Below are 25,259 nucleotides of genomic sequence, written 5' to 3'. Positions count from 1 at the left end.
CGTCCAGGAACGGCGGGCGGGCCACCGCATGTCGGCGACCACGGGTCGCACCTTCTACCGACACGGGACAGGACTAAACTGAAGGTCCCTTTTAACCTGACCGCGCAGGGGTGAGCACCATGAACATCCTCGTCCGTCCGTCCCGTCTGAGCAAAGACCAGCCGTGGGAAGTCTGCCTCGACCAGCAGGCCGTGGGCTTCCGCAGCGAGACCGAGGCGCGCAGCTTCGTCGCCACCCTCGAAGCCCGCCTGAAGGCCCCGCACCGCCTACCGGAACAGGCGCAGCGCGCTGCCGGTTGATCAGGCCGCGCGGTCGGTGATCTGCCCGCTCGACCAACCGAGCGCCGCGGCCACCAGGCCGCAGGCAGTGATGACCAGCGCCATGGGCAGCGCCGTACCGTCGTGCAAGGCACCGACCAGCGCGGACGCACCGGCGGCAACGGTGAACTGCAGGCTGCCCATCAGCGCCGAGGCGCTGCCGGCGTGCCGGCCCTGGCTGGCCATGGCGCATGCCGAGGAGTTGGGCAGCAGGAAGCCCAGGCTGGCGATGGCGCCGAACAGCGGTATCAGCAACGGCCACAGGTGCGCCGGCTTGGCCAGGGTGATCGCCAGCAGCGCCAGCCCGCAACCGAAGTACACCCAGACCGCTCGCCGCAGCCAGAAGCCCGGCCCGCGGTAGCGCAGCAGCCGCGCGTTGACCTGCGCCATCAGGATGAAGCCCGCCGCGTTGCTGCCGAAGATCCAGCCGTAATGCTCCGCCGGCACGCCATAGAGTTCGATGAAGACGAACGGCGAGCCGGCGATGTAGGAGAACATCCCGGCGATGGCGACCCCGCCGGTCAGCGCGTAGGTGATGAAGGAGCGGTCGCGGAACAGCGCGCGGTACTGCTTCAGCGCGCCGCGCAGCGGCGGGCGCGGGCCGCTCGGGATGGTCTCGGGCAACCACAGCGCGATGGCACCGCCGGCCAGCGCACTGAACAGCGTCAGGGTGTAGAAGATCGACTGCCAGCCCGACAGGCTCAGCAGCAACCCGCCGCCCAGCGGCGCCAGGATCGGCGCCAGGCCCATGACCAGCATCAGTTGCGAGAAGGCCTTGGCGGCGGCGATGGGGTCGCACAGGTCACGCACCACTGCGCGCGAGACCACCATGCCCGCGCAGCCGCCCAGGGCCTGGACGAAGCGCGCGGCGATCAGCCATTCCAGGCTCGGCGCAAAGGCGCAGGCGATGGACGCCAGGGTGAAGATGCCCACGCCCACCAGCAGCGGGATGCGCCGGCCGATGCGGTCGGCCAGCGGCCCGTAGAGCAGTTGGCCGATGGCCAGCCCGGCGAAGTAGGCCGACAGGCTCAGCTGGATGTGCTCGACGTCGGTGCCGAAGGCCAGTGCCAGCGCCGGGAAGCTGGGCAGGTAGAAATCGATGGCCATCGGCCCGAAGGCGCTCAGCGAGCCGAGGATCAGCAGGATGCGGAAGTTCATGGATCACCTGGTCACACGCGGCCACCACAGGCGGTGCAGACCGCGGGCAGGCCGGTGTGGAATACGGATTGGCGCGCGAGGAAGGCGCCGCGAAGCCTTGCATTGTGGCGAGCGCCGGAAAATTAGCAAGCTCCCTAAGCAACTCCCCACATAATGGGAGAAGCGGGCCCGGCCGCGCCGGCCGGGCCCGTGGTCGCATCAGGCCTCGTGCACGCCCTCCGGGGCGGGCTTGGCCTTGGCCTTGCGGCCGCTGAGCTTGTCCGCGGCGGACTCCACCAGCATGTAGAACATCGGGATGAGGAAGGTCGCCAGCAAGGTCGCAGCGAGCATTCCGCCGATCACCCCGGTGCCGATGGAGTGACGGCTTGCCGAGCCTGCGCCGGTGCTGATGGCCAGCGGCACGCAACCCAGGATGAAGGCCAGCGAGGTCATCACGATCGGGCGGAAGCGCAGCTTGGCTGCCTCCAGCGCCGCCTCGACCGGGCCCATGCCCTGCTCTTCGCGGCACAGCACGGCGAACTCGATGATCAGGATGGCGTTCTTCGCCGCCAGGCCGATCAGGGTCACCAGGCCGACCTGGAAGTACACGTCGTTATCCAGCCCGCGCAGCCAGATCGCCAGGATCGCCCCGAACACCGCGAACGGCACCGCGGTGACCACCGCCAGCGGCAGGGTCCAGCGCTCGTACTGGGCCGCGAGGATGAGGAACACCAGGATCAGGCCGAAGATGAACGCGGTGCTGCCCGAACCCTGGGTCGCCAGTTCCTGGTAGGCCGAGCCGATCCAGGCCAGCGAGTATTCCTCGCCCAGAACTTCATCCGCCACCGCCTGCATGGCCGCCAGTGCCTGGCCGGAGCTGTAGCCCGGCGCCGGGCCGCCGAGCAGCTTGGCCGCCGGGAAGACGTTGAAGCGCGCGTAGGAGTCCGGGCCGAGGATGCGCTTGACGGACACCAGGGTGGTCAGCGGCACCAGGTCGCCGGTGGACGAGCGCACGAAGACCTGGCTGAGGTCTTCCGGCTTGCGGCGGAACTCCGGCTCCGACTCCAGGGACACCTGCCAGGTCCGCCCGTAGAGGGTGAAGTCGTTGACGTAGTAGCTGCCGAAGGTGGACTGCATGGCGGTGAACACGTCGTTGATCGCCACGCCCAGCGAGCGGGCCTTGGTGCGGTCGAGGTCGACGTAGTACTGCGGCACATTGGCGTTGAAGGTGGTGTTCAGCCCCGCCAGTTCCGGGCGCTTGGCCGCGGCGGCGAGGAACTTCATGGTCACCTCCTCCAGTTGCTCGGAGGTGCCGCCGCTGCGGTCCTGGATGTAGGCCTCGAAGCCGCCGGTGGTACTCATGCCGGTGATCGGCGGCGGGTTGAAGGACATCACCACGCCGTCTTCCTGGCCCGCGCCCATTTTCATGAACTCATGGGTCAGGTTGCGTGCATCCAGCTCGGGCGTGTTGCGCTCCTTCCAGTCCTTGAGCGTGACGAAGGACACCCCGGCGTTGCTGCGGGTGCCGAAGGTGAGGATGTCGAAGCCGGCGAAGGTCACAACGTCCGCCACCGCCGGATGCTTCATCAGCTGGTGGGTGACGTCGCTGGTGAGCTTTTCGGTGCGGCTGAGCGACGCCGCCGGCGGCAGGAAGTAGGCGTTGAGTACGTAGCCCTGGTCCTCGTCGGGCACCAGCGAGCCGGGCACCCGGCCGAACAGGATGACCAGCAGCGCGATCATGCCGCCAAACAGCAGCAGGCCCAGCGCCGCACGCTTGAGGAAGAACTGCACCCCGGCGCCGTAGCCGTTGGTGATGCGTTCGAAGGTGCGGTTGAACCAGCGGAATGGCGCGGCCGGCTCCTTGTGCTCAGCCTTGAGGATCAGCGCGCAGAGCGCTGGCGACAGGGTCAGGGCGACGATGCCGGAGATCACCACGGATACCGCGATGGTGATCGCGAACTGCTTGTACATCTGGCCCGCCAGGCCGCCGAGGAAGCCCACCGGGATGAATACGGCGCAGAGCACCAGCACGATGGCAACGATCGGCCCGGTCACCTCCTCCATGGCCTTGATCGCCGCTTCCTTGGGGCTGAGCTTCTCGGTGCGCATCACCCGCTCGACGTTCTCCAGCACCACGATGGCGTCGTCCACCACGATGCCGATGGCCAGCACCATGCCGAACAGCGACAGCAGGTTGATCGAGAAGCCCATCAGGTACATGCCGGCGAAGGTGCCCACCAGCGACACCGGGATCGCCAGCACCGGAATCAGCGTGGCGCGGATGTTCTGCAGGAAGATGAAGACCACCACCATCACCAGGATCAGCGCCTCGACGAAGGTGTGCACCACCTCCTCGATGGACACCTTCACGAAGGTGGTGGTGTCGTACGGGATCTTGTAGGTGATGCCCTGCGGGAAGCGCTTGGCCAGCGCCTCCATGTGGTCACGAACGGCCTGGGCGGTGTCCAGCGCGTTGGCGCCCGGCTGCAGGTAGATACCGAAGGCGGCGTTCTGCTGGCCGTTGAGCGAGGTCACCAGGGAGTAGTCCTGCGCCCCCAGCTCGACCCGCGCCACGTCCTTGAGCAGCAAACTGGCGCCGGTGGAATCGCTGCGCAGGATGACGTTCTCGAACTCCTTGGGATCGGTGAAGCGGCCCTGGGCCGTGGCCATGTAGGTGAAGTCCTGCGGCTCCTTCATCGGCTGCTGGCCGAAGCTGCCGGCGGCGAACTGCGAGTTCTGCTCGCGAATCGCGTTGACCACGTCGGTGGGCGTCAGGTTGTACTGCGCCAGCTTGTCCGGGCGCAGCCAGACGCGCATGGAGTAATCCTTGGAACCGAACTGGCTGACGTCGCCGACGCCGGGGATCCGCTTGAGGTCGTCGATCACGTTGATCAGCGCGTAGTTGCTGATGAAGATCGGGTCGCGGGAGTTGTCCGGCGAGAACAGCGTCACCACCTGGAGGATGTCGGAGGATTTCTTCTCCACCTTCACGCCCTGCCGGCGCACTTCCTCGGGCAGCTTGGCGAGCGCCGCCTGCACCTTGTTGTTGACGTCGATGGTGGCCTGGTCGGGGTCGGTGCCGACCTCGAAGTACACGGTCAGGCTCATGGCGCCGCTGGCGTCGGAGTTGGACAGCTGGTAGATCATGCCCTCCACGCCGTTGATTTCCTGCTCCAGCGGAGCGGCCACGGTTTCGGCGATGACCTGGGAGCTGGCGCCCGGGTAGGAGGCCGTCACGGACACTTCCGGCGGCACGATTTCCGGGTACTGGGCAATGGGCAGCGCGCGCATGGCCACCAGGCCCGCGAGCAGGATCACGATGGAAATCACCATCGCGAACACCGGACGTTCGATGAAGAAGCGCGAAATCACGATGGGCGCTCCTTAGGACTGGGTAGAGGCGGTGTCGGCTGCAGACTCCTGCGCGCCACCTTCCACGGCCTTGACCGGCTGGTCGGGACGTACCTTGAGCACGCCATCGACGATCACCCGATCCCCGTCATCCACGCCGGCGTCGATGATCCAGCGGCCGTTCACGGTCTTGGTGGTGGTCACCTGGCGCACGCGGGCGAAGCCGTCCTTGTCCACCACGTAGACGAAGGTGCCACGCGGCCCCTGGGCCAAGGCGCGCTCGGGCAGGGTGACGGCGTTGTTCTGGGTGATGCCGGTGATCAGGATGCGCACGAACTGGCCGGGAATCAGCAGGTTGTGCGGGTTGGGCACTACGGCGCGGGCGTTCACGGTGCCGGTGCCGGTGTTGACGAAGCTGTCGGTGAAGTCAACGACACCCTCGATGGGGTATTTGCTGCCGTCGCCGAAACGCAGCTCGGCGGTCAGCTTGCCGTCCTTGGGCAGGATGTAGCGGCCGCTCTTGACCCCGTCGTTCATCTGCGACGCCTGGGTATCGGGGTAGGCGAAGTTGACGTACACCGGGTCGAGCTGGGTGAGCTTGGTCAGCAGGCTGGAGTTCGGGTCGCTGGCCACCACCAGGCTGCCCTCGGAGCGCACTTCCTTGCTCGCCATGCCGGAGATCGGCGCGGTCACGGTGGTGTAGTTGAGGTCGATCTGCTTGGCCTGGACGTTGGCGCGGGCAGCCTCGACATCCGCCTTGGCCTGCTCGAAATCGGAGGTATAGCGGTCCAGTTCGCTTTCACTGGCAAAGCCCTTGGCCTGCAGTTCACGGATCCGCTTAAGGTCGCGTTCGGTCTGGCGGTAACGCGCCTGGGTCTGCGCCAGCGAGCCCTTTGCCTGCCCCAGCGCCGCCTGGTAGGGGCGCGGATCGATGCGGAACAGCACCTGGCCTTCCTTCACCGGACGACCTTCCTCGTAGGTCCGGCGCTGCAGGATGCCGCTGACCTGGGCGCGCACTTCCACTTCGCGGTAACCGGCGGTCCGCGCGGCATACTCGAAGGTCAGCGGTACCGGCGCACTCTTGGCCACTTCAACCGTGACCGCCGGAGGAGGCGGCGCCGCCGTGGCGGGTTTGTCCTCTGCCTGGGCCCAGCTAGCGAACAGGAATGGCAACCCAGCGACAACTAGCGCGACGGGCAAACGGCGGGCAAACGGCATGTAACCTCTCCATGGAAATGACTGACTGCGTACGCGGGGGATGACGACTGTGCGACATTTACCTACGCCAGTGTCTGTAAAGCACTGTTAGCGTTGTAAAATCAGTAAACTGCCCGTCACCCCAGTGATCCTAGCCTGTATACCAGCAAGCGTCATGCGAAGAACTAAAGAAGATTCGGAACGAACTCGCCAGACAATTCTTACGTCAGCTGAAGGCCTTTTCTTTGCGAAAGGCGTCTCGAATACCAGCCTGGAAGAGATCGCCCGCGCCGCCGGCGTGACCCGCGGAGCGGTGTACTGGCACTTCCAGAACAAGGCGCATCTGTTCAACGACATGCTCAACCAGGTCCGCCTGCCGCCCGAGCAACTGGCGCAGCGGCTGTCCGGTTGCGACGGGCATGACCCGATCGAGTCGTTGTTCCAGCTCAGCGTGGAAGTGGTCGAGAACCTCGCCCGCGATGAACAGCGCCGGCGCATCCTCACCATCCTCCTGCAACGCTGCGAGTTCACCGATGAACTGCGCGACGCCGAGGAACGCCACAACCAGTTCGTCCGCCAGTTCATCGAGCTGAGCGAGCAGCTGTTCCGCCGCGAGGACTGCCAGTCGCGCCTGATGCCGGGCGTGACGCCCAAGGTGGCGTCGCGCGCGGTGCACGCGATGATTTTCGGCCTGCTCAGCGACTGGCTGCGCGACCCCGACTTGTTCGACCCGCTGGAGGAAACCCGCGCGCTGTTCGATGCCGTGTTCCGCGGCCTGGTGCGCGACTGGCACGCGGCGCAGGCCTGAGGGCCGGCAGAGCGCCGGCCCGGAAGGAATGAAGGCTCAGGCCGCCTCGGCCTCGTAGCCTTCCTCGCGAATCGCCGCCAGGATCGCGGCATCGTCCAGCCGGCTGGCGACACGGACTTCGCCGCTGCCCAGGTCGACCTGCACGTCCGCTGCGGCGTCCAGCGCCTGGACCGCCTGGGTGATGGCCCGCACGCAGTGGCCGCAACTCATGCCTTTGACAGTAAAGGTGTGCATGGGATCTCTCCTCTCGTGGTGGATGCGTTGGCGACAGTCCCGACCTTGACACCGTGGAAAGGTCAAGCGTCTCGCGTTGCACTCGCCCTGGGCTTGTCCTACGTCAGCCTCTCAGCCAAGCTGCGGAAATAGCTGACTCATCGGAGAACGCCCATGCGCCGTTCCCTATTACTGGCCGCCAGTTTCGCCGCCCTTCTGCCTTTCGCCGGCCTGCCTTCGTGCTGGGCCGACGGCATGCCCGAGGCACCCTCGGCGCCGCCCTCCCCCTCGCCCGCCTCCCCGGCCGCGCCACCGAGCACGCCCGGTTCCTGGCCGGTACCCGACGCGCAGCCGGTGGCCTATGCGGTGTTGGTCGTCAGCCGCGAACGGCTGGATACCGGCACGGCCTGCGATATCGACCTGTACGTGCAGGACGAAAAGGTCTCGCGGATGCAGCCGGAAGCCGAAGTCGCCCTCAACCTGCCGCCGGGCGAAGTCTCTTTGCGCCTGCAGATCGCCAACTCGGGCCTCTGCCGCAGCGGCATCCAGCCCCTGCGCGCGCAATCGGTGCAGTTGCACGCTGGCGAGGTGCGCAAGTTCCGCATCGCCAACAGCGAGAGCGGGCTATACCTGATGCCGGTCGCCAGCGGCAGCTGATTTCGCGGCCTGCCTGACCTGCGACACGATGGCAGCACACGAGGGTTGACCTTACCCTCGTGTCAAGGTTGATGCTAGCGGGGAACTTCAGGGAGAACGCCCCATGAGCAGCGCCAACCCCATCGAACTCGACCTGCCCGTTTCCGGGATGACCTGCGCCAGCTGCGCCGGCCGGGTCGAACGCGCCCTGCGCAAAGTCCCCGGCGTACAGGACGCCAGCGTCAACCTCGCCAGCGAACAGGCCCGTGTGCAGCTCGCCGCGCCCTCCAGCGCGGCCACCCTGCCGGCGCTGGTCGCCGCCGTCGAGCAGGCCGGCTACCAGGTGCCGGCCCACAGCCTGGAGCTGGCCATCGAAGGCATGACCTGCGCCAGCTGCGTCGGCCGCGTCGAACGTGCCTTGAGCAAGGTCCCCGGGGTGCGCTCGGCCAGCGTCAACCTGGCCAGCGAACGCGCCCACGTCGAACTGCTCGGCCCGGTGGAGACCGCCGCGCTAATCGCCGCCGTCGACAAGGCCGGCTACCAGGCCCGCCCTATCGAACCCGACCAACCCGCCGTGGACCCGGCCGTGGCCCGCCTGGCGCGCGAGCGCTGGTGGCTGGCCGCCGCCATCCTGCTGTCGCTGCCGCTGGTGCTGCCGATGGTCGGCGACTGGTTCGGCCAGCACTGGATGCTGCCGGCCTGGGTGCAGTTCCTCCTGGCCACGCCCGTGCAGTTCCTCATTGGCGCACGCTTCTACGTGTCCGCCTACAAGGCCGTGCGCGCGCGCAGCGGCAACATGGACCTGCTGGTCGCCCTGGGCACCAGCGCCGGTTACGGCCTGAGCCTCTACCTCTGGTACGCCGCGGCGCCGGGGCAGATGCCACACCTGTATTTCGAAGCGAGCGCCGTGGTGATCACCCTGATCCTGCTCGGCAAATACCTGGAAAGCCGCGCCAAGCGCCAGACCGCCGCCGCCATCCGCGCCCTCGAGGCCCTGCGCCCCGAGCGAGCCACCCGCGTGCGTGACGGCGTCGAGGAAGACGTCGCCATCGCCGCCCTGCGCCTGGGCGACGAAGTGCTGGTGCGCCCCGGCGAACGCTTCCCGGTGGACGGCGAAGTACTCGCCGGGCAGAGCCACGCCGACGAAGCGCTGATCACCGGGGAAAGCCTGCCGGTGCCCAAGGATGTCGGCGATCCGGTCACCGGCGGCGCCATCAACGGCGAAGGCGTGCTGCGTGTGAAGACCACCGCGCTGGGCAGCGAGACCGTACTGGCCCGCATCATCCGCCTGGTGGAGGACGCCCAGGCCGCCAAGGCGCCGATCCAGAAGCTGGTGGACAAGGTCAGCAACGTGTTCGTCCCGGTGGTCATCGGCATCGCCCTGGTCACGCTGGTGGGCTGGCTGATCGCCGGTGCCGGCTGGGAACAGGCGCTGATCAACGCCGTGGCGGTGCTGGTGATCGCCTGCCCCTGCGCCCTCGGCCTCGCCACGCCGACCGCGATCATGGCCGGCACCGGTGTGGCGGCCAAGCACGGCATCCTGATCAAGGACGCCGAAGCCCTGGAAGTCGCCCACGGGGTGACCGCCGTGGCCTTCGACAAGACCGGCACCCTCACCTCGGGCCAGCCGCGTATCACCAACCTCGCGACGGACGGCGACGAGGCCGACGCCCTCGCCCTGGCCGGCGCCCTGCAGCGCGGCAGCGAACACCCGCTGGCCCGCGCCGTGCTCGACGCCTGCGCCGAGCGCAACCTGACCCCGGCCGCCGCCGAGGCCACCCAGGCCCTGACCGGCCGGGGCATCCAGGGCCGCATCGATGGCCGCCTGCTGGCCCTGGGCAACCGCCGCATGCTCGACGAAGCCCAGCTGCAACCCGGCGCGCTGGCCGGCTCCGCTCAACAATGGGAAGCCGAAGGCCGCACCCTGTCCTGGCTCATCGAGCGCGAACCGCAAGCCCGCGTGATCGCCCTGTTCGCCTTCGGCGACAGCCTCAAGGACGGCGCGAAAACCGCTATCGACGGCCTGCGCGAGCGCGGCATCGCCAGCCACCTGATCACCGGCGACAACCGCGGCAGTGCCCAGGTCGTGGCCACCGCCCTCGGCCTGGACGACGTACACGCCGAAGTGCTGCCCGGCGACAAGGCCGCCGTCGTCGGCGCGTTGCGCCAGCAAGGCAAGGTCGTGGCCATGGTCGGCGACGGCATCAACGACGCCCCGGCCCTGGCTGCCGCGGATGTCGGCATTGCCATGGGCGGCGGCACCGACGTGGCCATGCACGCCGCCGGCATCACCCTGATGCGCGGCGACCCGCGCCTGGTTCCGGCGGCGCTGGACATCTCCCGGCGCACCTACGCGAAGATCCGCCAGAACCTGTTCTGGGCCTTCATCTACAACCTGGTGGGCATCCCGCTGGCCGCCTTCGGCCTGCTCAACCCCATGGTGGCCGGCGCGGCGATGGCCGCCTCCAGCGTCAGCGTGGTGAGCAACGCCCTGCTGCTTAAGCGCTGGAAACCTCGGGACCAGTAAGCATCACGCCCCGCCCAGGCGGGGCGTTCATTCAGGAGTCATCGGCATGAACATCGGCGAAGCGGCGAAAAAGAGCGGCCTGACCGCGAAGATGATCCGCTACTACGAATCCACCGGTCTGCTCGCCCCCGCCGGCCGCAGCGCCAGCGGCTACCGCCACTACAGCGAGCAGGACCTGCACACCCTGGCCTTCATCCGCCGCTCGCGGGACTTCGGCTTCTCGCTGGAGGAAGTCGGCCAACTGCTCGCCCTCTGGCAGGACCGCCAGCGCGCCAGCGCCGACGTGAAGGCCCTGGCCGCCCGGCACATCGACGAACTCAACCGCAAGATCGCCGAACTCAGCAGCCTGCGCGACACCCTGCAGGAACTGAGCGACCACTGCCAGGGCGACCACCGGCCGGATTGCCCGATCCTCAAGGACCTGGAGTCGGGGGCGTGTTGCCACTGAGGACTGTTCACACCGCGTTTAGCGAAGCATCCGGGCGCTGGGTCACTGGCCCGCTGGTAGCATAATCTGATACCAACAACGAGAGCGCGGAATGGAGGCCCGGCAACGCAGGACGCTGGAGCTGGTCTTTTCGCTTCCCGTCCCGGCTTCACTGCAATGGCTGCGCATCGAGTCGCTGCTGGTCGCGGTGGGAGCCCAGGCCATCGAAGGCACCGGTTCACGGGTGCGGTTCGAGCTGAACGGCGTCGTCGCCACCTTCCATCGCCCGCATCCGGCCAAGGAGGCCAAGCCCTACCAGGTCCGTGACGCACGCGCCTTGCTCGAACAGGCAGGAATCCATCCATGACCCCGATGAAATACCGAGGCTACGCCGCCCGCATCGAATACAGCGACGATGACGGGCTGTTCATCGGCCATATCGCCGGCATCCGCGACGTGGTCGGATTCCACGGCGAGTCGGTCAGCGAACTGCGCGAGGCGTTCGAAGAGGCGGTGGACGACTATCTGGCGACCTGCGAAAAGCTGGGTCGCGAGCCGCAGCGGCCGTTCTCCGGCAAGCTCAGCCTGCGCCTCGACCCGCAATTGCATGCGCAGGTGGCGATCAAGGCCGAGCTGAGCAACCAGAGCATCAACCAGTGGGTCGTGGACCGCCTCGGCGAGGCGGTCTGATTCGCTAGCTCTTCGTAGGAGCGAGCTTGCTCGCGAACAGCCTTGCCCACTGAGCCAGCCGATGTTCGCGAGCAAGCTCGCTCCTACAGGTATCGCCTCAGCCTTGTGCGCTGGCCACCGCGCGGCGGCGCCAGATTGAGGCCGGAAGCACCGTCACGGCCAGGCCAATGAAGACCAGCACGCAGGCCATCCAGTCCTGGGTGGTGAGGTCTTCGCCGAGGAACAGCCAGCCCGACAGCAACCCGGACACCGGCACGGCGAGGGCGAAGGGCGTGACCTGGCTGGCCGGGTAGCGGCGCAGCAGGAAGCTCCACAGGCCGAAGCCGACGGTGGTGGCGAGGAAGGCGATGTACAGCAGCGCGCCCGCACCGCCCCAACTGATGTTCAGCACGGCGTGTTCGATGGCCTCCTGGCCTTCGAAGATCCACGACAGCACCAGCAGTGGCAGCGGCGGAATCAGGCTGACCCAGCTGATCAGGCGCAGCATGTCGCTGGCACCGGAGCGCTTGGTGGCGATGTTGGAGAAGGCCCAGGCCAGCGCGGCGGCGATCACCAGCAGGAAGGCCAGCAGGCTGTCACCCATCGGCCGTTCCAGGCCGATCAGCAGCAGGCCACCGGCAGCCAGCGCCAGGCCCAGCAGTGCGCGCGGGCTGGGGCGTTCGCCGAGGAAGGCGGCGGCGATCAGCACGGTGAAGAACACCTGGCTCTGCAGCACCAGCGACGACAGGCCGGCAGGCATGCCGATGTGCATGCCGACGAACAGCAGGCCGAACTTGACCACGCCCAGCAGTACGCCGATCTGCACGATGCGCCAGAACGGCGCCGGCAGGGGGCCGCGCAGGAAAATCAGCGGCAGCGCCGCCAGGGCGAAGCGCAGGGCGCAGAACAGCAGCGGCGGGAAATCGTGCAGGCCGACCTTGATCACGACGAAGTTGACGCCCCAGATCAGGGTGACCAGCAAGGCAAGGAGTACGTGGCGAAGGGGCATAGCAGAGCGCTCGGAGTGGGATGTCAGGAAAACTAACAGCCCGCGTCTGAAATGTATGGATACAGTTGGGTGCGTACAGTTTGAAAGGAACCTGATGGTAGGAGGAACAACTGTCTCTCCCGGGATAAATCGTGCCCGGGTGTTCCCTCACCCCAGCCCTCTCCCAGAGGGAGAGGGAGCAGTCCGTGCCGGCGGACGCCATGGTGTCATGCCTGCACCGCACCATCCCCCTCCCTTCGGAGCGGGGCGCGCAGCCAGGGTTAGGGAAAGCGCAGCCTCTGCGCAGGCCATCATGTGGAAGCGGGCCCATGGGCGCTCCTACCGTGACCGGAAGGCTTCGGAGCTTCAGATAAAGACAGTTGCTCCTGCGCGAGCCGCACCCACCTGTAGGAGCGTGCCACGCACGCGATCGCGGACAACGTCCGCGCCAGGTGCGGCCTGCAGGAGCGAGCTTGCTCGCGAACGCGCACGCCGGCGAGCACGGTGCGAGGCAGGTTCGCGAGCCAGCTCGCTCCTACAAGGTCTCGATGCTCAGCTTTGGCCAGCGCGCCGACCAGTTCTTGGCGGTGATACGCTCGCGGTAGAGGTGCGGCTTGCTGCGGAAATGCTCGGTGGGTCGGACGCGCAGCGCCCAGAGGTCGTCGATGCCCAGCGGTGCCAGCAGTTCCAGCGATTCCGCGCGCAACCGCAGCGCCACCGCCGTGCAGACTTCCGGCCAATGGGACATTGCATCGGCGCAATCCCGGTAAGCTGGATCAGCGTTGCGAAAATGCATCCGCGCCTGGTTGCGCACGGACCAGGGCGCGTCCGGGCAAACCTCGGCCAGCCGACGCTCCCAGGCGAAATCCGCCTGCAGGTCCAGGCACTGGGTATCGAAATACAGCACGTCGATATCGCTGAGCGGCGTGGGTTCGCGGCAGCCATGCAAGGCATCCCACACCGCGTTGCGCACGAAGCCGGCGGCGATCCAGGCGCCGTCCGGGCCGTGATCGCGCACCACGCGAAGCAACCGCATACGTTCGGGTTGCGCGACGATCAGCGCGATAAGCGCCGGCTCGCCGCGCGCCTGGCTCAGGCCTGTTCCCACGGCGGGGGCGGCGGCTCGTCGCGCTGCTGCGGTGCGTCCTGGGCGGCGCGGCCAGCTTCGCGGCGCTCCTGCTCGCGCAGGGCGTCGGCGATTTCACGCAGCACCGAGTCCACGTCGGCCTCGTCTTCCGGGTCGTCGAAGTGTCCGGTCAGCACGGTGTCCGGTTGCAGCTTGCCGTCCTCGTAGAGGGCCCACATTTCCTTGGCGTAGTGGGTGTACTTGAGCTCCGGGGCGAAGCGGCCGAAATAGGCGGCCATGTTGCCCACGTCGCGCTCGAGCATGCGGAAGGCGTGGTTGTTGCCGGCAGCGTCCACCGCCTGCGGCAGGTCGATGATCACCGGGCCGTCCGGGCCGACCAGCACGTTGAACTCCGACAGGTCGCCGTGCACGAGGCCGGCGCAGAGCATCATGACGATCTGGCGGATGAGGAATTCGTGGAATTCACGGGCCAGCTCGGGCTCCATCACCACGTCGTTCAGGCGCGGCGCGGCATCGCCTTCCTCGTCGGCGACCATCTCCATCAGCAGCACGCCGTCGAGGAAGTCGTAGGGCTTGGGCACCCGCACACCGGCGTTGGCCAGGCGGAACAGCGCGGCCACCTCGGCGTTCTGCCAGGCATCCTCCTGCTCCTTGCGGCCGTACTTGGTGCCCTTGGCCATGGCGCGGGCCTGGCGGCTGTTGCGCACCTTGCGGCCTTCCTGGTACTCGGCGGCCTGGCGGAAGCTGCGTTTGTTGGCTTCCTTGTAGACCTTGGCGCAGCGCAGTTCGGTGCCGCAGCGCACCACGTAGACCGCTGCTTCCTTGCCGCTCATCAGCGGCCGCAATACTTCATCGATCAGGCCGTCTTCGATCAACGGCTCCAGGCGTTTCGGGGTTTTCATCAGGCTTCCTGGCGTACCTCTCTGGGGCGCTGCGCTCCTTATACGGCAATCCTCGACAACCGCCCAGCACGATCAGGGTTCGGGCGGCGTCAACTCGATACTTTCGGTCACAGCGTCTTCCAGGCGCTGCAGTTCCAGCCCCAGCGCCTCGTCGCTGTCGGCGTAGCGCTGGGCGATGTTGGCGAACCCTTCGGCGACTTCGCTGAAGGCCTCCACCACGCGCGGGTCGAACTGGCTGCCGGCGCCCGCCTTGATGCGCACGGCGGCATCCTCCGGGGTCAGCGAGGAGCGGTAGGCGTGGCGGCAGGTGAACTCGTCGTAGCAGTCGATCAGCGAGAGCATCCGCGCGCCGAGGGGAATCTGCTCGCCGCAGAGCCCCTCGGGGAAGCCGCTGCCGTCCCAGTGCTCATGGTGGCTGTAGGCGATTTCCTTGGCGTAGCGCAGAAATTCCGCCGGGGAACCCAGCTTGCGTTCGGCCGCCGCGAGCGCATCGCGGCCCACGGTGGTATGGCTCTCCAGCACCCGCTGGTCGGCCTCGTCCAACTGGCCGGGGCTGTGCAGGATACGGTCGGGAACGGCGACCTTGCCGATGTCGTGCAGCTGCGCCGAGCGCACCAGCAGCTCGATGTTCTCCACCGACAGCTCGGCGGCGAACTCCGGGTGCAGCGACAGCGCGCTGCCCAGCAGGCGCATGTAGTGCTCGATGCGCACCAGGTGGTTGCTGTGGGGGTTGTCGCGCAGGTCGCAGAGGGTCGCCATGGCTTCCAGGGTGGCATCCTGGATGGCCTGCAATTCGCGGGCGCGGCGGCGCACCTCCAGCTCCAGGTATTCACTCTTGTCGCGCAGGAAGTCGGCATTGGCCTTGAGGTTCAGGTGGGCGCGGATGCGCGCCAGCGTCACCGGCGGGCTGATCGGCTTGGTCAGGTAGTCCACCGCGCCCAGGTCCAGGCCCTTCTGCTCATCGGCGGCGCTGACCATGCCGGTGAGGAAGATCACCGGGATGTCGCGGGTCAGCGGGTCGGCCTTGAGCTGGCGGCAGACTTCGTAGCCGTCCATCTCCGGCATCATGATGTCGAGCAGCACCAGGTCCGGGCGCGGTTCGTTCTGCATCAGGCGCAGCGCCTTCTCGCCGCTGGCGGCCACGCGCACCTGGTAGCGGTCCATCAGCAGCTCGCTCATGAGCATCAGGTTGTCGGGCTGATCGTCCACCACCAGGATCATTTCCTGCTCCGGCCGGTCCAGCATGCTATCCATCGCAACTCCTCGCATCGGTCAGATTCGTGACATGCCATGGGGAATCGGACCACGCCCCTGTCCGCGTGTTCCTACGCCCGCCTTCTCTATATGCGGATATCGCGCTCCCTCGCGAGATTCACCAGACTTTCCAGGGCCCGTTCGAACTCGAACCGCCGCACCGCGGTCGCGATGCCCTCGTAGCCCTCATTGAAGACGCTGCGCAGCAGGCTTGCACGCTCGCCGAGCAACCGCCCGGCGCGCGGATCGTCCGCCGCCAGCAGGTGCGCCAGGCGCCGGCAGACCTGCTCGATCTCGGCGACGTTGCCGCTCTCCAGCAAGGCCGGTGCGGCCGCTGCCGCGGTCAGCATGGGCACCGGCAGCGGTTCGTGGCTGATGTTCTGCAGGCTCAGGCTGGCCGCATCGTCGACCCGCCCCATGGGCAGCCGGCACCAGAACAGGCTGCCGCGGTTCGGCTCGCTGTCCACGCCGACACTGCCGCCCATGGCCTCGGCCAGCTTGCGGCAGATCGCCAGGCCCAGGCCCGAGCCGCCGTAGCGGCGGGTTATGGAGCTGTCCGCCTGCTGGAAGGACTCGAACAGACGCTCCTGCTGCGCCTCGGAGATGCCGATGCCGGTGTCGCGGAAGGCGAAGTACAGCTGCAGGCTGTCTTCGTCCTCCTCCTCCAGGCGGACGATCAGCACCACCTCGCCCTGTTCGGTGAACTTCAGCGCGTTGTTGCCGTAGTTCATCAGGATCTGCCGCAGGCGCAGGGAGTCGCCCACCACCTGGGCCGGCACCCGTGAATCGATTTCGCAGCGCACCGCCAGGCCCTTGCTGGCCGCGCGGATATTGAACAGGTCGAACAGTTCGCCGAGCAGGCGCTCGAGGTCGAAGGCGATGTGCTCGAACTCCAGCTTGCCGGCCTCCACGCGGGACAGGTCGAGGATGTCGCTGATCAGTTCCAGCAGGTACTGGCCCGACCCCTGGATCTTGCCCAGGTAATCCACCTGCTGCGGGTCGAGGGTGGTTTCCTGGAGCAGGTGCGCCAGGCCGATGATGATGTTCAGCGGCGTGCGGATTTCGTGGCTCATGTTGGCGAGGAAGTCGCTTTTGAGCTGCGCCGCCTCTTCGGCCAGGTCCCGCGCCTGGGCCAGCGCCAGTTCGGTGGACTTGCGCGCGGTGACGTCGCGGCTGACGCCCACCAGGCCCAGCAGCCGGCCGTGGTCGTCGTGGAAGGCGCTGCGCAGGGTATCGAAGAGCACCCGCCGGCCATCCGGGTACACCACCCAGCCTTCGCTGGCGTACGGCTCGCTCGCGGTCAGCGCCTGGCGGTCGCGCTCCTGGCGGCCGGCGCTGGCGGCGCGGCTGAACAGTTGTGCATCGCTGCGGCCGACGATGTCCTGCGGGGCGCGCCCCAGGCAATCGGCGAAGGCCTGGTTGACCCCCAGGTAGCGGCCGTGTGTGTCCTTGAACCAGATCGGGTCGGGGATCGAGTTGATCAGCGCCAGCAGGGTGCTGCGCTGGCGCCGTTCCTCGGCTTCGGCGCGGGCGCGCTCGGCCACCTGGATCGACAGCCGGCGGTTCCAGACCAGGACGAAGGTCAGCAACGCCAGGACGCCAACCGCCCAGGGCCAGGCGATCTGCAGCAGGTGCATCCAGTCGAAGACATCCAGCGACGGCAGCCAGCGCGCCTGGATCGCCTCCTGTTCGTCGCGGGTGATATCGCCCAGCGCGCGGTCCAGCAGCGGGATCAGCGGTGCCAGTTCCTTGCGTGTGGCGAAGCGCACCTGGCTGTTGCCCAGCCCGCTCTCGCCACGCACTTCCATGTTGGACAGGCCAAGCTGTTCGATCAGGAACGTGGTGCTGATGAGGTTGCCCACGTAGGCGTCGGCGCGCCCGGTGGACACCGCCTTGAGCGCGCTGGGGGAATCCTCCACCAGGACGAAGTCGACGCCCGGCACGGCCTTGGTCAGCAGCTCGTGGACGGCGTAGTCGTGCTCCACCGCCACGCGCCGGCCGGAGAGATCGTCCAGCGAACGGATGGTGCTGTCGCGGCGGGCGAAGATCAGGCTGCTGGTGGTGACATAGGGCTCGGTGAAGCTCAGGAAGCGCTGGCGATCCTCGGTGGCGGCCATGGACGGCAACAGGTCCACTTCGCCGGCCTTCACCGCCGCCAGCACCTCTTCCCAGGTGTTGTAGAGCACCGGCTGGACCTTCATGCCCAGGCGCTCGGACAGCAGCTGCAGGTAGTCCGCGCTGATGCCGTGGAACTGGTCGAACTCGTCGATCACCTCGAACGGCGGCCAGCCGGCACGGAACAGGCCGACTCGGATCGGCTCGTGGGCCGCGATGAAGGCGCGCTCCGGCTCGCTCAGCGCCAGGCTCGCAGCCCGGGTCTGGGCGCTCAGCGCGAGGAGCAGCAGCAGCAGGCAGCACAGGCAGAATCGGCGCAAGGGCATGGGATCTTCTTCTGGGATTACCCAGCAAGCGTAGCCCCTGCCGCCGCGCTTCGAGTTTGAAAACGCGATGCGGATTGCTGCGCATCCAGCCGGGACGGACAATCGCCCCAACAGCCATTGCCCGGAGAGCTGCCATGACGACCACCCACCTTGACCCCGAGCGCTGCTGGCAGGCGGTCTGCGAGCGCGATGCGCGCTACGAGGGGCGTTTCGTCTTCAGTGTGCGCTCCACCGGCGTCTACTGCCGGCCGAACTGCCCGGCGCGCCGCCCCTCGCGGGACAACGTGGCCTTCCACGTCGCCCCCGAGGCCGCCGAGGCCGCCGGTTTTCGCCCCTGCAAACGCTGCTCGCCGCGCGGCCCGAGCCCGCGCGAGCAGATGGACGCGCTGGTGGCCGCGGCCTGCGAGCTGCTCGACCAGGCCGACAAGCCACTGACCCTGGACGAGCTGGCCGGGCGCATCGGCCTTTCCGCCTCGCACCTGGCCCGCGCCTTCAAGGCCCGCACCGGTCTCACCCCGCGGGCCTGGGCGGAATCCCGCCGCGAGCAGCGCCTGGCCGCCGCCCTGCCGCAGTCACGCTCGGTACTCGATGCCGCGCTGGAGGCGGGTTACTCCGGTACCCGCGCCCTGTATGAGAGCGCCGCACCGCTGAGCCCCGCGCAACGCCGGATGAAAGGCGCCGGCGAACGCCTGCGCTATGCCATCGCGCCCTGCCCGCTCGGCCAGGTGCTGCTGGCAGCCACCGACAAGGGCGTGTGCGCGCTGCTCTTCGCCGATGACGCCAGTGAACTGGAGCAGCAACTGGCCGAGCGCTTCGCCGCCGCCGAGCGCGAGCGCGACGACGCCGGCCTGGGCGACTGGCTGCGCGAGGTGATCACCCAGCTGGAACAACCCGAGCAGGCCGCGCAACTGCCGCTGGACCTGCATGGCAGCGCCTTCCAGCTGCGCGTCTGGCGAGCGCTGACGCGCATCCCCAGCGGCGAGACGCGGCGCTACGGCGAGCTGGCCGAACAACTGGGCACCCACCCGCGGGCCATCGCCCGCGCCTGCGCCAGCAACAACGTCGGCCTGCTGGTGCCCTGCCACCGCGTGGTCGGCGGCACCGGCGAAGGCGGCTATCGCTGGGGTTTGCCACGCAAGCGCGAACTGCTGCGGCGTGAAGAGCACGCCACCGGTCAGGGCACCGAGGCGGATTGACCTCGGTCACGCACGGCGCGCGGGGGCGCCGTGCTATGGTTTCGGCCTCGCCCCGCTCCCCCGGAACACCATGGATTTCTGGCCCCTGATCACCCGCCTCGGCGACAGCTCCCTGCTGGCGCCGGTCGCCGCGTTCGTCTTCTGCTGGCTGCTGTACCGCGGCGAAACCGCCAAGGCCGGGCTCTGGGCGATGCTGTTCGGATTCTCGACCGCCCTGGTGGTGGCATCGAAACTGGCCTTCATGGGTTGGGGCATCGGCATTTCGGAGCTGAACTTCACCGGCATTTCCGGCCACAGCATGATGGCCGGGGCGGTGCTGCCGACCCTGGCGGCGCAGTTGTTCGCCTCGCGGCGCGCCAGCCTCGCCGCTGCCGCGCTGGCGGCGGGCATGGCCGTGCTGGTGGGCGTGTCGCGGTTGGCGATCAACGTGCATTCGCCGGCCGAGGTCTACGCCGGCCTGACCCTGGGCCTGGGCACCAGCGCGCTGTTCCTGGGCGCCACCCGCGCCAGCCTGCCGGCCTTCCAGCCCGCCCTCCTGCTGCTGGTGATCGCCCTGGGCGTGGGACAGACGGCCACCGGCGTGCGCGCCCCGACGCACCAGATGCTGGAGCGCATCGCCGCCCACCTGGCTGATCGGGATCGCCCCTTCCAGCGCGGCCAGTGGGCTGGCCAACCGGACGTCTGAGCCGACATTTCGTTCGGTTTTCCGAACGATGATCCCCTGAAAATCCGGACAACCGAACGACGGGCACTCTCGCGCACGCCGATCAAGAATAATTAATCCTTTATATTCAGTAAGTTACAAAAACAGGCAGGCCTTGGCACGGAGCCTGCTCTGCTCCACCTCGAACAGGCGACCGGCCTGGAGTGAGCCTCGCCGGCGCTGGACTGAATAACAAACACAACCAGTCGAGGTAGTTTCCATGCGTTTCGCACCCCGTGCGCTGGGCGTCGCCATCGTTGCCGCTCTGCTCGCTACTCCCGTCGTCGCCGAAGAACTGACCGGAACCCTGAAGAAGATCAAGGAATCGGGCACCATCGTCCTCGGCCATCGTGACGCCTCCATCCCCTTCTCCTACCTCGGCAGCGATCCGCGCCAGCCCGAAGGCTATTCCCATGACCTGCAGATCAAGGTCGTGGAAGCGCTGAAGAAAGAGCTGAACCTCCCCGACCTGAAGGTTCGCTACAACCTGGTGACCTCCCAGACCCGTATCCCGCTGGTGCAGAACGGCACCGTGGACATCGAGTGCGGCTCCACCACCAACAACCTCGAGCGCCAGAAGCAGGTCGACTTCTCCGTCGGCATCTTCGAAGTCGGCACCCGCCTGCTGACCAAGACCAGCTCGGGCATCAACGACTTCCCGGATCTCAAAGGCAAGAACGTGGTGACCACCGCCGGCACCACCTCCGAGCGCCTGCTCAAGCAGATGAACGCCGACCAGAAGATGGGCATGAACATCATCTCGGCCAAGGACCACGGCGAGTCCTTCCTGATGCTCGAATCCGGCCGCGCCGTGGCCTTCATGATGGACGACGCGCTGCTCTACGGCGAAATGGCCAAGGCCAAGAAGCCCGACGACTGGCACGTGGTCGGCAAGCCGCAGTCCTACGAGATCTACGCGTGCATGGTGCGCAAGGGCGATGCACCGTTCAAGCAGGTGGTCGACAAGGCCATCACCGACACCTTCGCCTCGGGTGAAGTGAACAAGATCTACGACAAGTGGTTCATGCAGCCCATCCCGCCGAAGAACCTGAACCTCAACTTCCCGATGAGTGATGAGCTCAAGAAGCTGATCGCCAATCCGACCGACAAGTCTGCCGAGCAGATGTAGGAGCCTGTCCAGGGTCTCGCGAGCTAGAGCAGAACAAGGCGAAAACAGGTAAGGGTGCGGAGTTAACAGCTGTTAATGAGCACTCCGAACCTGTCTTCAACGCCGCTCTGCCGATGCGCAGCAGATCCTGGCCAGCTCCGTAGGTCGCGTGCGGCTGCGCTCACAAGGCACAGCCACGCGGGGGATCGGGAGCGCCAGCCACGCGCTCCCGACCCACACTCCTAATCTGACGATGCCGGAACACCCGCTACCCGCGGGTGGCGGGGCGCTTCACGCCCGCGTCCGGCCTCGAACACCGTGAAATGTCATACCCGAGGGGAAACCCGTCATGGATTACAACTGGGACTGGGGCGTGTTCTTCAAGTCCACCGGGATCGGCGACGAACGCTACCTGGACTGGTACATCACCGGCCTGGGCTGGACCATCGCCGTGTCGCTGGCGGCCTGGGTCATCGCCCTGGCGCTCGGCTCGCTGCTGGGCGTGATGCGCACGCTGCCCAACCGCTGGTTGTCGGGCATCGCCACCGCGTATGTGGAGCTGTTCCGCAACGTGCCGCTGCTGGTGCAGCTGTTCATCTGGTACTTCCTGGTGCCGGACTACCTGCCGCAGCCGCTCCAGGACTGGTTCAAGCTGGGCATCGCCCCGGAAACATCGGCCTTCCTCAGCGTGGTCGTGTGCCTGGGCCTGTTCACCGCCGCGCGGGTCTGCGAACAGGTGCGCACCGGCATCCAGGCGCTGCCCAAGGGCCAGCTCGCCGCCGCCAGCGCCGTGGGCTTCCGCCTGCCGGCGATCTACCGTCACGTGCTGCTGCCGCAGGCGTTCCGCATCATCATTCCGCCGCTGACCTCGGAATTCCTCAACGTCTTCAAGAACTCCTCGGTGGCCTCGCTGATCGGCCTGATGGAGCTGCTGGCGCAGACCAAGCAGACCGCCGAATTCAGCGCCAACCTGTTCGAGGCCTTCACCCTGGCCACCGCGATCTACTTCACCCTGAACATGAGCCTGATGCTGATCATGCGCATGGTCGAGAAGAAAGTCGCCGTGCCGGGCCTGATCTCCGTGGGAGGTAAATGATGGACTTCAGTCAGATCGTCCCCGCCCTCCCCGGCCTCTGGGAAGGCATGCTCACCACCCTGCAGCTGATGATCCTCGGCGTGCTGGGCGGTGTGGTGCTGGGCACCATCCTGGCGCTGATGCGCCTGTCCAACAGCAAGCTGCTGTCGAACATCGCCGGCTTCTACGTGAACTACTTCCGTTCGATCCCGCTGCTGCTGGTGATCACCTGGTTCTACTTCGCGGTGCCGTTCATCCTGCGCTGGATCACCGGCCAGGACACCCCCGTGGGCGCGTTCACCTCGTGCCTGGTGGCCTTCATGATGTTCGAGGCGGCGTACTACTGCGAGATCGTCCGCGCCGGCATCCAGGCCATCCCCAAAGGGCAGATCGGCGCGTCCTACGCCCTGGGCATGACCTATGGCCAGTCCATGCGCCTGATCATCCTGCCCCAGGCGTTCCGCAAGATGACCCCGCTGCTGCTGCAGCAGAGCATCATCCTGTTCCAGGACACCTCGCTGGTGTACTCGGTGGGCCTGATGGACTTCCTCAACGCCGCCCGCTCCCGCGGCGACATCATCGGCCAGCCCCATGAGTTCCTGATCTTCGCCGGTCTCGTCTACTTCGTCATCAGCTTCGCCGCCTCCCTCGGCGTGAAGCGCCTGCAGAAAAGGTTAACCGTATGATCTCCATCGACAACGTCAGCAAGTGGTACGGCGACTTCCAGGTTCTCACCGACTGCAACACCCGGGTCGCCAAGGGTGAAGTGGTGGTGGTCTGCGGGCCGTCCGGTTCGGGCAAATCGACCCTGATCAAGTGCGTCAACGCGCTGGAGCCCTTCCAGAAGGGCGACATCACCGTCGACGGCACCTCCATCGCCAACCCCAAGACCGACCTGCCGAAACTGCGCTCGCGCGTCGGCATGGTGTTCCAGCACTTCGAGCTGTTCCCGCACCTGACCATCACCGAGAACCTCACCATCGCCCAGCGCAAGGTGCTGGGCCGCAGCAAGGAAGAGGCGATGGACAAGGGCATGAAGCTGCTCGACCGCGTCGGCCTCAAGGCCCATGCGCACAAGCACCCCGGCCAGCTCTCCGGCGGCCAGCAGCAGCGCGTCGCCATTGCCCGCGCGCTGGCCATGGACCCGATCGTCATGCTGTTCGACGAGCCGACCTCGGCGCTCGACCCTGAGATGGTCAACGAGGTGCTCGACGTGATGGTCCAGCTCGCCCAGGAAGGCATGACCATGATGTGCGTGACCCACGAGATGGGCTTTGCGCGCAAGGTTGCCGACCGGGTGATCTTCATGGACCGCGGACAGATCGTCGAGGACTGCCCGAAGGAGGAATTCTTCGGCGACCTGCAGAACCGCGCCGAACGCACTCAGCAGTTCCTCGCCAAGATCCTGCCGCACTGATCCGACCGCTCCGCTCCAGCGTTCCACCTGAAGTCCCCGGCCCGCCGGGGACTTCGACCTCACCGCAACTACAAGAACAAATAAGGAAGTCCCATGCGCGTGTTCCACTTCAGCAAACTGCCCCTGGGCGTCGCGATCCTCGCGGCGAGTTCTTCGGTGTTCGCCGTCACCCTTGACGGCGGCGCGGTCGCCTCCCCCGACCAGTACGGTGCGAAGGTCGCCGCCGACATCCTCAAGAAGGGCGGCAACGCCGTCGACGCCGCGGTCGCCACCGCCTTCACCCTCGCGGTCACCTACCCCGAAGCCGGCAACATCGGCGGCGGCGGCTTCATGACCCTGTACGTGGAGGGCAAGCCGTACTTCCTCGACTACCGCGAGATCGCCCCCAAGGCCGCGACCAAGACCATGTACCTGAACGACAAGGGCGAGGTGATCGAGAACCTCAGCCTGGTCGGCGCCAAGGCCGCGGGCGTGCCAGGCACCGTGATGGGCCTGTGGGAAGCGCACAAGCGCTTCGGCAAGCTGAAGTGGAGCGAACTGCTGACCCCGGCCATCGGCTACGCGCAGAGCGGTTTCAAGGTCGCCGACCAGCAATACCAGTACCGCCAGGACGCCATCGCGCTGTTCAATGGCAAGACCAACTTCGGCGACTACTTCGGCACCATGAAGCCGGGCGAGGTGTTCAAGCAGCCGGAACTGGCCAGGACTCTTGAACGTATTGCCGACAAGGGCCCGGACGACTTCTACAAGGGCGAGACCGCCAGGCTGCTGGTGGCGCAGATGAAGCAGGACGGTGGCCTGATCACGGCCGACGACCTGAGCACCTACGAGGCCAAGTGGCGCGAACCGATGCGCATCGACTGGCAGGGCAACACCCTGTACACCGCGCCGCTGCCCAGCTCCGGCGGCATCGCCCTGGCCCAGCTGATCGGCATCAAGGAACAGCGCGCCGCCGATTTCAAGGGCGTGGAACTGAACTCCGCCAAGTACATCCACCTGCTCTCGGAGATCGAGAAGCGGGTGTTCGCCGACCGTGCCGACTACCTGGGTGACCCGCAGTTCTCCAAGGTGCCGGTGGCCCAGCTGACCGATCCGAAGTACATCGCCAAGCGCGCGAAGGAAGTGAACCCGGACGCCATCTCGGCCACCGAAAAAGTCCGCCCGGGCCTGGAAACGCACCAGACCACGCACTTCTCCATCGTCGACAAGGACGGCAACGCCGTCAGCAACACCTACACCCTCAACTGGGACTTCGGCAGCGGCGTGGTGGTCAAGGGCGCAGGCTTCCTGCTCAACGACGAGATGGACGACTTCAGCGCCAAGCCCGGCGTGGCCAATGCCTTCGGGGTCGTCGGCAGCGACGCCAACGCCATCGAACCGGGCAAGCGCATGCTCTCCTCCATGAGCCCGAGCATCGTCACCCGCGACGGCCATGTCAGCCTGGTGCTCGGCACCCCCGGCGGCTCGCGGATCTTCACCTCGATCTTCCAGGTGCTGAACAACGTCTACGACTTCCACCTGCCCCTGGAAAAGGCGGTCGCCGCGCAGCGCGTGCACCACCAGTTGCTGCCCAAGGACACCCTCTACTACGACGCTTACGCACCGCTCACCGGCAAGGTCGCCGACGAGCTCAAGGCCATGGGCTACACCCTGGAAGACCAGGGCTGGAACATGGGTGACATCCAGGCCATCCGTGTGAACGGCAAGGCCTTGGAGACCGCCTCCGATCCGCGTGGCCGCGGCGTCGGCATGGTGGTTACCCCCTAAGCCCGAGGACGCGCACCGTGTGGTACCCGAGCCAGTCCA

General features: G+C 67.0%; 23 protein-coding genes. 14 read left to right on the top strand and 9 right to left on the bottom strand.

The features are described from left to right. The first annotated feature begins 119 nt into the window (after positions 1–119). Complete coding sequence (locus ACNFIA_RS29865) at positions 120–299, top strand: hypothetical protein (protein WP_259759229.1); 180 nt, start codon at positions 120–122, stop codon at positions 297–299. Here the strand turns inward: ACNFIA_RS29865 and ACNFIA_RS29860 are convergent, their stop codons facing one another. The 3 genes from ACNFIA_RS29860 to ACNFIA_RS29850 form a co-directional block, all read right to left on the bottom strand. Then, positions 300–1,475: a multidrug effflux MFS transporter gene (locus tag ACNFIA_RS29860; protein WP_416790687.1), complete on the bottom strand. Its 1,176-nt coding sequence runs from the start codon at positions 1,473–1,475 to the stop codon at positions 300–302. It lies immediately after the preceding gene. Between the two features lie 198 nt (positions 1,476–1,673). Next, complete coding sequence (locus ACNFIA_RS29855; protein WP_311197235.1) at positions 1,674–4,826, bottom strand: efflux RND transporter permease subunit; 3,153 nt, start codon at positions 4,824–4,826, stop codon at positions 1,674–1,676. Between the two features lie 12 nt (positions 4,827–4,838). Then, positions 4,839–6,023, bottom strand: a complete 1,185-nt coding sequence (locus ACNFIA_RS29850) for an efflux RND transporter periplasmic adaptor subunit (RefSeq protein ID WP_259759227.1) — start codon at positions 6,021–6,023, stop codon at positions 4,839–4,841. A 154-nt stretch (positions 6,024–6,177) separates the two neighbouring features. On the opposite strand from ACNFIA_RS29850, the gene ACNFIA_RS29845 reads away from it, so the two are divergent. Next, on the top strand, positions 6,178–6,810 hold the full coding sequence (locus ACNFIA_RS29845) for a TetR family transcriptional regulator (RefSeq protein WP_259759226.1): 633 nt from the start codon (positions 6,178–6,180) through the stop codon (positions 6,808–6,810). A gap of 36 nt (positions 6,811–6,846) precedes the next feature. On the opposite strand, the gene ACNFIA_RS29840 is transcribed toward ACNFIA_RS29845, so the two are convergent. Continuing rightward, complete coding sequence (locus tag ACNFIA_RS29840; RefSeq protein WP_259759225.1) at positions 6,847–7,044, bottom strand: heavy-metal-associated domain-containing protein; 198 nt, start codon at positions 7,042–7,044, stop codon at positions 6,847–6,849. A gap of 153 nt (positions 7,045–7,197) precedes the next feature. Here ACNFIA_RS29840 and ACNFIA_RS29835 point away from each other — a divergent pair, with 153 nt between their 5' ends. The 5 genes from ACNFIA_RS29835 (at position 7,198) to ACNFIA_RS29815 (ending at position 11,303) form a co-directional block, all read left to right on the top strand. Then, entirely contained in the window at positions 7,198–7,680 is a 483-nt protein-coding gene (locus ACNFIA_RS29835; RefSeq protein ID WP_259759224.1) for a hypothetical protein, read from the top strand. Between the two features lie 103 nt (positions 7,681–7,783). After that, on the top strand, positions 7,784–10,186 hold the full coding sequence (locus ACNFIA_RS29830) for a heavy metal translocating P-type ATPase (protein WP_416790684.1): 2,403 nt from the start codon (positions 7,784–7,786) through the stop codon (positions 10,184–10,186). A gap of 46 nt (positions 10,187–10,232) precedes the next feature. Further along, entirely contained in the window at positions 10,233–10,634 is a 402-nt protein-coding gene (gene cueR, locus ACNFIA_RS29825) for a Cu(I)-responsive transcriptional regulator (RefSeq protein WP_024763041.1), read from the top strand. A gap of 91 nt (positions 10,635–10,725) precedes the next feature. Continuing rightward, on the top strand, positions 10,726–10,980 hold the full coding sequence (locus ACNFIA_RS29820; protein WP_416790682.1) for a type II toxin-antitoxin system HicA family toxin: 255 nt from the start codon (positions 10,726–10,728) through the stop codon (positions 10,978–10,980). After that, positions 10,977–11,303 carry a type II toxin-antitoxin system HicB family antitoxin gene (locus ACNFIA_RS29815; RefSeq protein WP_416790680.1) on the top strand — a complete coding sequence of 109 codons (327 nt, stop codon included), beginning with the start codon at positions 10,977–10,979 and terminating at the stop codon, positions 11,301–11,303. The genes ACNFIA_RS29820 and ACNFIA_RS29815 overlap by 4 nt, the downstream gene beginning before the upstream one ends. Before the next feature lie 97 nt (positions 11,304–11,400). Here ACNFIA_RS29815 and ACNFIA_RS29810 read toward each other — a convergent pair whose 3' ends face one another. The 5 genes from ACNFIA_RS29810 to ACNFIA_RS29790 all read right to left on the bottom strand — a co-directional run bounded on the left by ACNFIA_RS29810 (position 11,401) and on the right by ACNFIA_RS29790 (position 17,954). Beyond that, positions 11,401–12,291 (bottom strand): EamA family transporter, encoded by an 891-nt coding sequence (locus ACNFIA_RS29810; protein ID WP_416790678.1) that lies wholly within the window; start codon positions 12,289–12,291, stop codon positions 11,401–11,403. A 514-nt stretch (positions 12,292–12,805) separates the two neighbouring features. Next, a complete protein-coding gene (locus ACNFIA_RS29805; protein ID WP_416790709.1) occupies positions 12,806–13,306 on the bottom strand; it encodes a nucleotidyltransferase family protein in 501 nt (166 codons plus the stop codon). A gap of 56 nt (positions 13,307–13,362) precedes the next feature. Beyond that, positions 13,363–14,259, bottom strand: a complete 897-nt coding sequence (locus ACNFIA_RS29800; RefSeq protein ID WP_259759219.1) for a PA4780 family RIO1-like protein kinase — start codon at positions 14,257–14,259, stop codon at positions 13,363–13,365. Positions 14,260–14,331: 72 nt separating this feature from the next. Further along, positions 14,332–15,513: a two-component system response regulator gene (locus ACNFIA_RS29795; RefSeq protein ID WP_259759218.1), complete on the bottom strand. Its 1,182-nt coding sequence runs from the start codon at positions 15,511–15,513 to the stop codon at positions 14,332–14,334. 86 nt (positions 15,514–15,599) lie between these two features. After that, positions 15,600–17,954 carry an ATP-binding protein gene (locus ACNFIA_RS29790; protein WP_416790676.1) on the bottom strand — a complete coding sequence of 785 codons (2,355 nt, stop codon included), beginning with the start codon at positions 17,952–17,954 and terminating at the stop codon, positions 15,600–15,602. Between the two features lie 134 nt (positions 17,955–18,088). Between ACNFIA_RS29790 and ada the strand changes: the two genes are divergently transcribed. From ada to ggt, 7 genes are all read left to right on the top strand, one after another. Beyond that, positions 18,089–19,150 (top strand): bifunctional DNA-binding transcriptional regulator/O6-methylguanine-DNA methyltransferase Ada, encoded by a 1,062-nt coding sequence (gene ada / locus ACNFIA_RS29785; RefSeq protein WP_416790674.1) that lies wholly within the window; start codon positions 18,089–18,091, stop codon positions 19,148–19,150. A 70-nt stretch (positions 19,151–19,220) separates the two neighbouring features. Beyond that, positions 19,221–19,835 carry a phosphatase PAP2 family protein gene (locus tag ACNFIA_RS29780; RefSeq protein ID WP_416790673.1) on the top strand — a complete coding sequence of 205 codons (615 nt, stop codon included), beginning with the start codon at positions 19,221–19,223 and terminating at the stop codon, positions 19,833–19,835. Between the two features lie 238 nt (positions 19,836–20,073). Beyond that, entirely contained in the window at positions 20,074–20,982 is a 909-nt protein-coding gene (locus ACNFIA_RS29775; protein ID WP_259759214.1) for a glutamate/aspartate ABC transporter substrate-binding protein, read from the top strand. Positions 20,983–21,310: 328 nt separating this feature from the next. Beyond that, complete coding sequence (locus tag ACNFIA_RS29770) at positions 21,311–22,057, top strand: amino acid ABC transporter permease (RefSeq protein ID WP_259759213.1); 747 nt, start codon at positions 21,311–21,313, stop codon at positions 22,055–22,057. After that, a complete protein-coding gene (locus ACNFIA_RS29765) occupies positions 22,054–22,722 on the top strand; it encodes an amino acid ABC transporter permease (RefSeq protein ID WP_236200474.1) in 669 nt (222 codons plus the stop codon). The genes ACNFIA_RS29770 and ACNFIA_RS29765 overlap by 4 nt, the downstream gene beginning before the upstream one ends. Then, on the top strand, positions 22,719–23,453 hold the full coding sequence (locus tag ACNFIA_RS29760; protein ID WP_259759211.1) for an amino acid ABC transporter ATP-binding protein: 735 nt from the start codon (positions 22,719–22,721) through the stop codon (positions 23,451–23,453). Before ACNFIA_RS29765 ends, ACNFIA_RS29760 begins: the two co-directional genes overlap by 4 nt. 93 nt (positions 23,454–23,546) lie before the next feature. Continuing rightward, positions 23,547–25,220 (top strand): gamma-glutamyltransferase, encoded by a 1,674-nt coding sequence (gene ggt, locus ACNFIA_RS29755; RefSeq protein WP_416790669.1) that lies wholly within the window; start codon positions 23,547–23,549, stop codon positions 25,218–25,220. Positions 25,221–25,259 lie beyond the last annotated feature (39 nt).

Source organism: Pseudomonas sp. NY15437 (assembly GCF_048068435.1).
In the GTDB taxonomy this organism is placed as follows: Bacteria; Pseudomonadota; Gammaproteobacteria; order Pseudomonadales; family Pseudomonadaceae; genus Pseudomonas; species Pseudomonas nitroreducens_B.
This window is presented reverse-complemented; position numbering and strand designations above follow the sequence as displayed.

Coding starts and splice junctions, on each gene's coding strand:
- ACNFIA_RS29865 (WP_259759229.1), top strand. CDS start 120: ATGAACATCCTCGTCCGTCCGTCCCGTCTGAGCAAAGACCAGCCGTGG.
- ACNFIA_RS29860 (WP_416790687.1), bottom strand. CDS start 1,475: ATGAACTTCCGCATCCTGCTGATCCTCGGCTCGCTGAGCGCCTTCGGG.
- ACNFIA_RS29850 (WP_259759227.1), bottom strand. CDS start 6,023: ATGCCGTTTGCCCGCCGTTTGCCCGTCGCGCTAGTTGTCGCTGGGTTG.
- ACNFIA_RS29845 (WP_259759226.1), top strand. CDS start 6,178: ATGCGAAGAACTAAAGAAGATTCGGAACGAACTCGCCAGACAATTCTT.
- ACNFIA_RS29840 (WP_259759225.1), bottom strand. CDS start 7,044: ATGCACACCTTTACTGTCAAAGGCATGAGTTGCGGCCACTGCGTGCGG.
- ACNFIA_RS29835 (WP_259759224.1), top strand. CDS start 7,198: ATGCGCCGTTCCCTATTACTGGCCGCCAGTTTCGCCGCCCTTCTGCCT.
- ACNFIA_RS29830 (WP_416790684.1), top strand. CDS start 7,784: ATGAGCAGCGCCAACCCCATCGAACTCGACCTGCCCGTTTCCGGGATG.
- cueR (WP_024763041.1), top strand. CDS start 10,233: ATGAACATCGGCGAAGCGGCGAAAAAGAGCGGCCTGACCGCGAAGATG.
- ACNFIA_RS29820 (WP_416790682.1), top strand. CDS start 10,726: ATGGAGGCCCGGCAACGCAGGACGCTGGAGCTGGTCTTTTCGCTTCCC.
- ACNFIA_RS29815 (WP_416790680.1), top strand. CDS start 10,977: ATGACCCCGATGAAATACCGAGGCTACGCCGCCCGCATCGAATACAGC.
- ACNFIA_RS29810 (WP_416790678.1), bottom strand. CDS start 12,291: ATGCCCCTTCGCCACGTACTCCTTGCCTTGCTGGTCACCCTGATCTGG.
- ACNFIA_RS29805 (WP_416790709.1), bottom strand. CDS start 13,306: ATGCGGTTGCTTCGCGTGGTGCGCGATCACGGCCCGGACGGCGCCTGG.
- ACNFIA_RS29800 (WP_259759219.1), bottom strand. CDS start 14,259: ATGAAAACCCCGAAACGCCTGGAGCCGTTGATCGAAGACGGCCTGATC.
- ACNFIA_RS29795 (WP_259759218.1), bottom strand. CDS start 15,513: ATGGATAGCATGCTGGACCGGCCGGAGCAGGAAATGATCCTGGTGGTG.
- ACNFIA_RS29790 (WP_416790676.1), bottom strand. CDS start 17,954: ATGCCCTTGCGCCGATTCTGCCTGTGCTGCCTGCTGCTGCTGCTCCTC.
- ada (WP_416790674.1), top strand. CDS start 18,089: ATGACGACCACCCACCTTGACCCCGAGCGCTGCTGGCAGGCGGTCTGC.
- ACNFIA_RS29780 (WP_416790673.1), top strand. CDS start 19,221: ATGGATTTCTGGCCCCTGATCACCCGCCTCGGCGACAGCTCCCTGCTG.
- ACNFIA_RS29775 (WP_259759214.1), top strand. CDS start 20,074: ATGCGTTTCGCACCCCGTGCGCTGGGCGTCGCCATCGTTGCCGCTCTG.
- ACNFIA_RS29770 (WP_259759213.1), top strand. CDS start 21,311: ATGGATTACAACTGGGACTGGGGCGTGTTCTTCAAGTCCACCGGGATC.
- ACNFIA_RS29765 (WP_236200474.1), top strand. CDS start 22,054: ATGATGGACTTCAGTCAGATCGTCCCCGCCCTCCCCGGCCTCTGGGAA.
- ACNFIA_RS29760 (WP_259759211.1), top strand. CDS start 22,719: ATGATCTCCATCGACAACGTCAGCAAGTGGTACGGCGACTTCCAGGTT.
- ggt (WP_416790669.1), top strand. CDS start 23,547: ATGCGCGTGTTCCACTTCAGCAAACTGCCCCTGGGCGTCGCGATCCTC.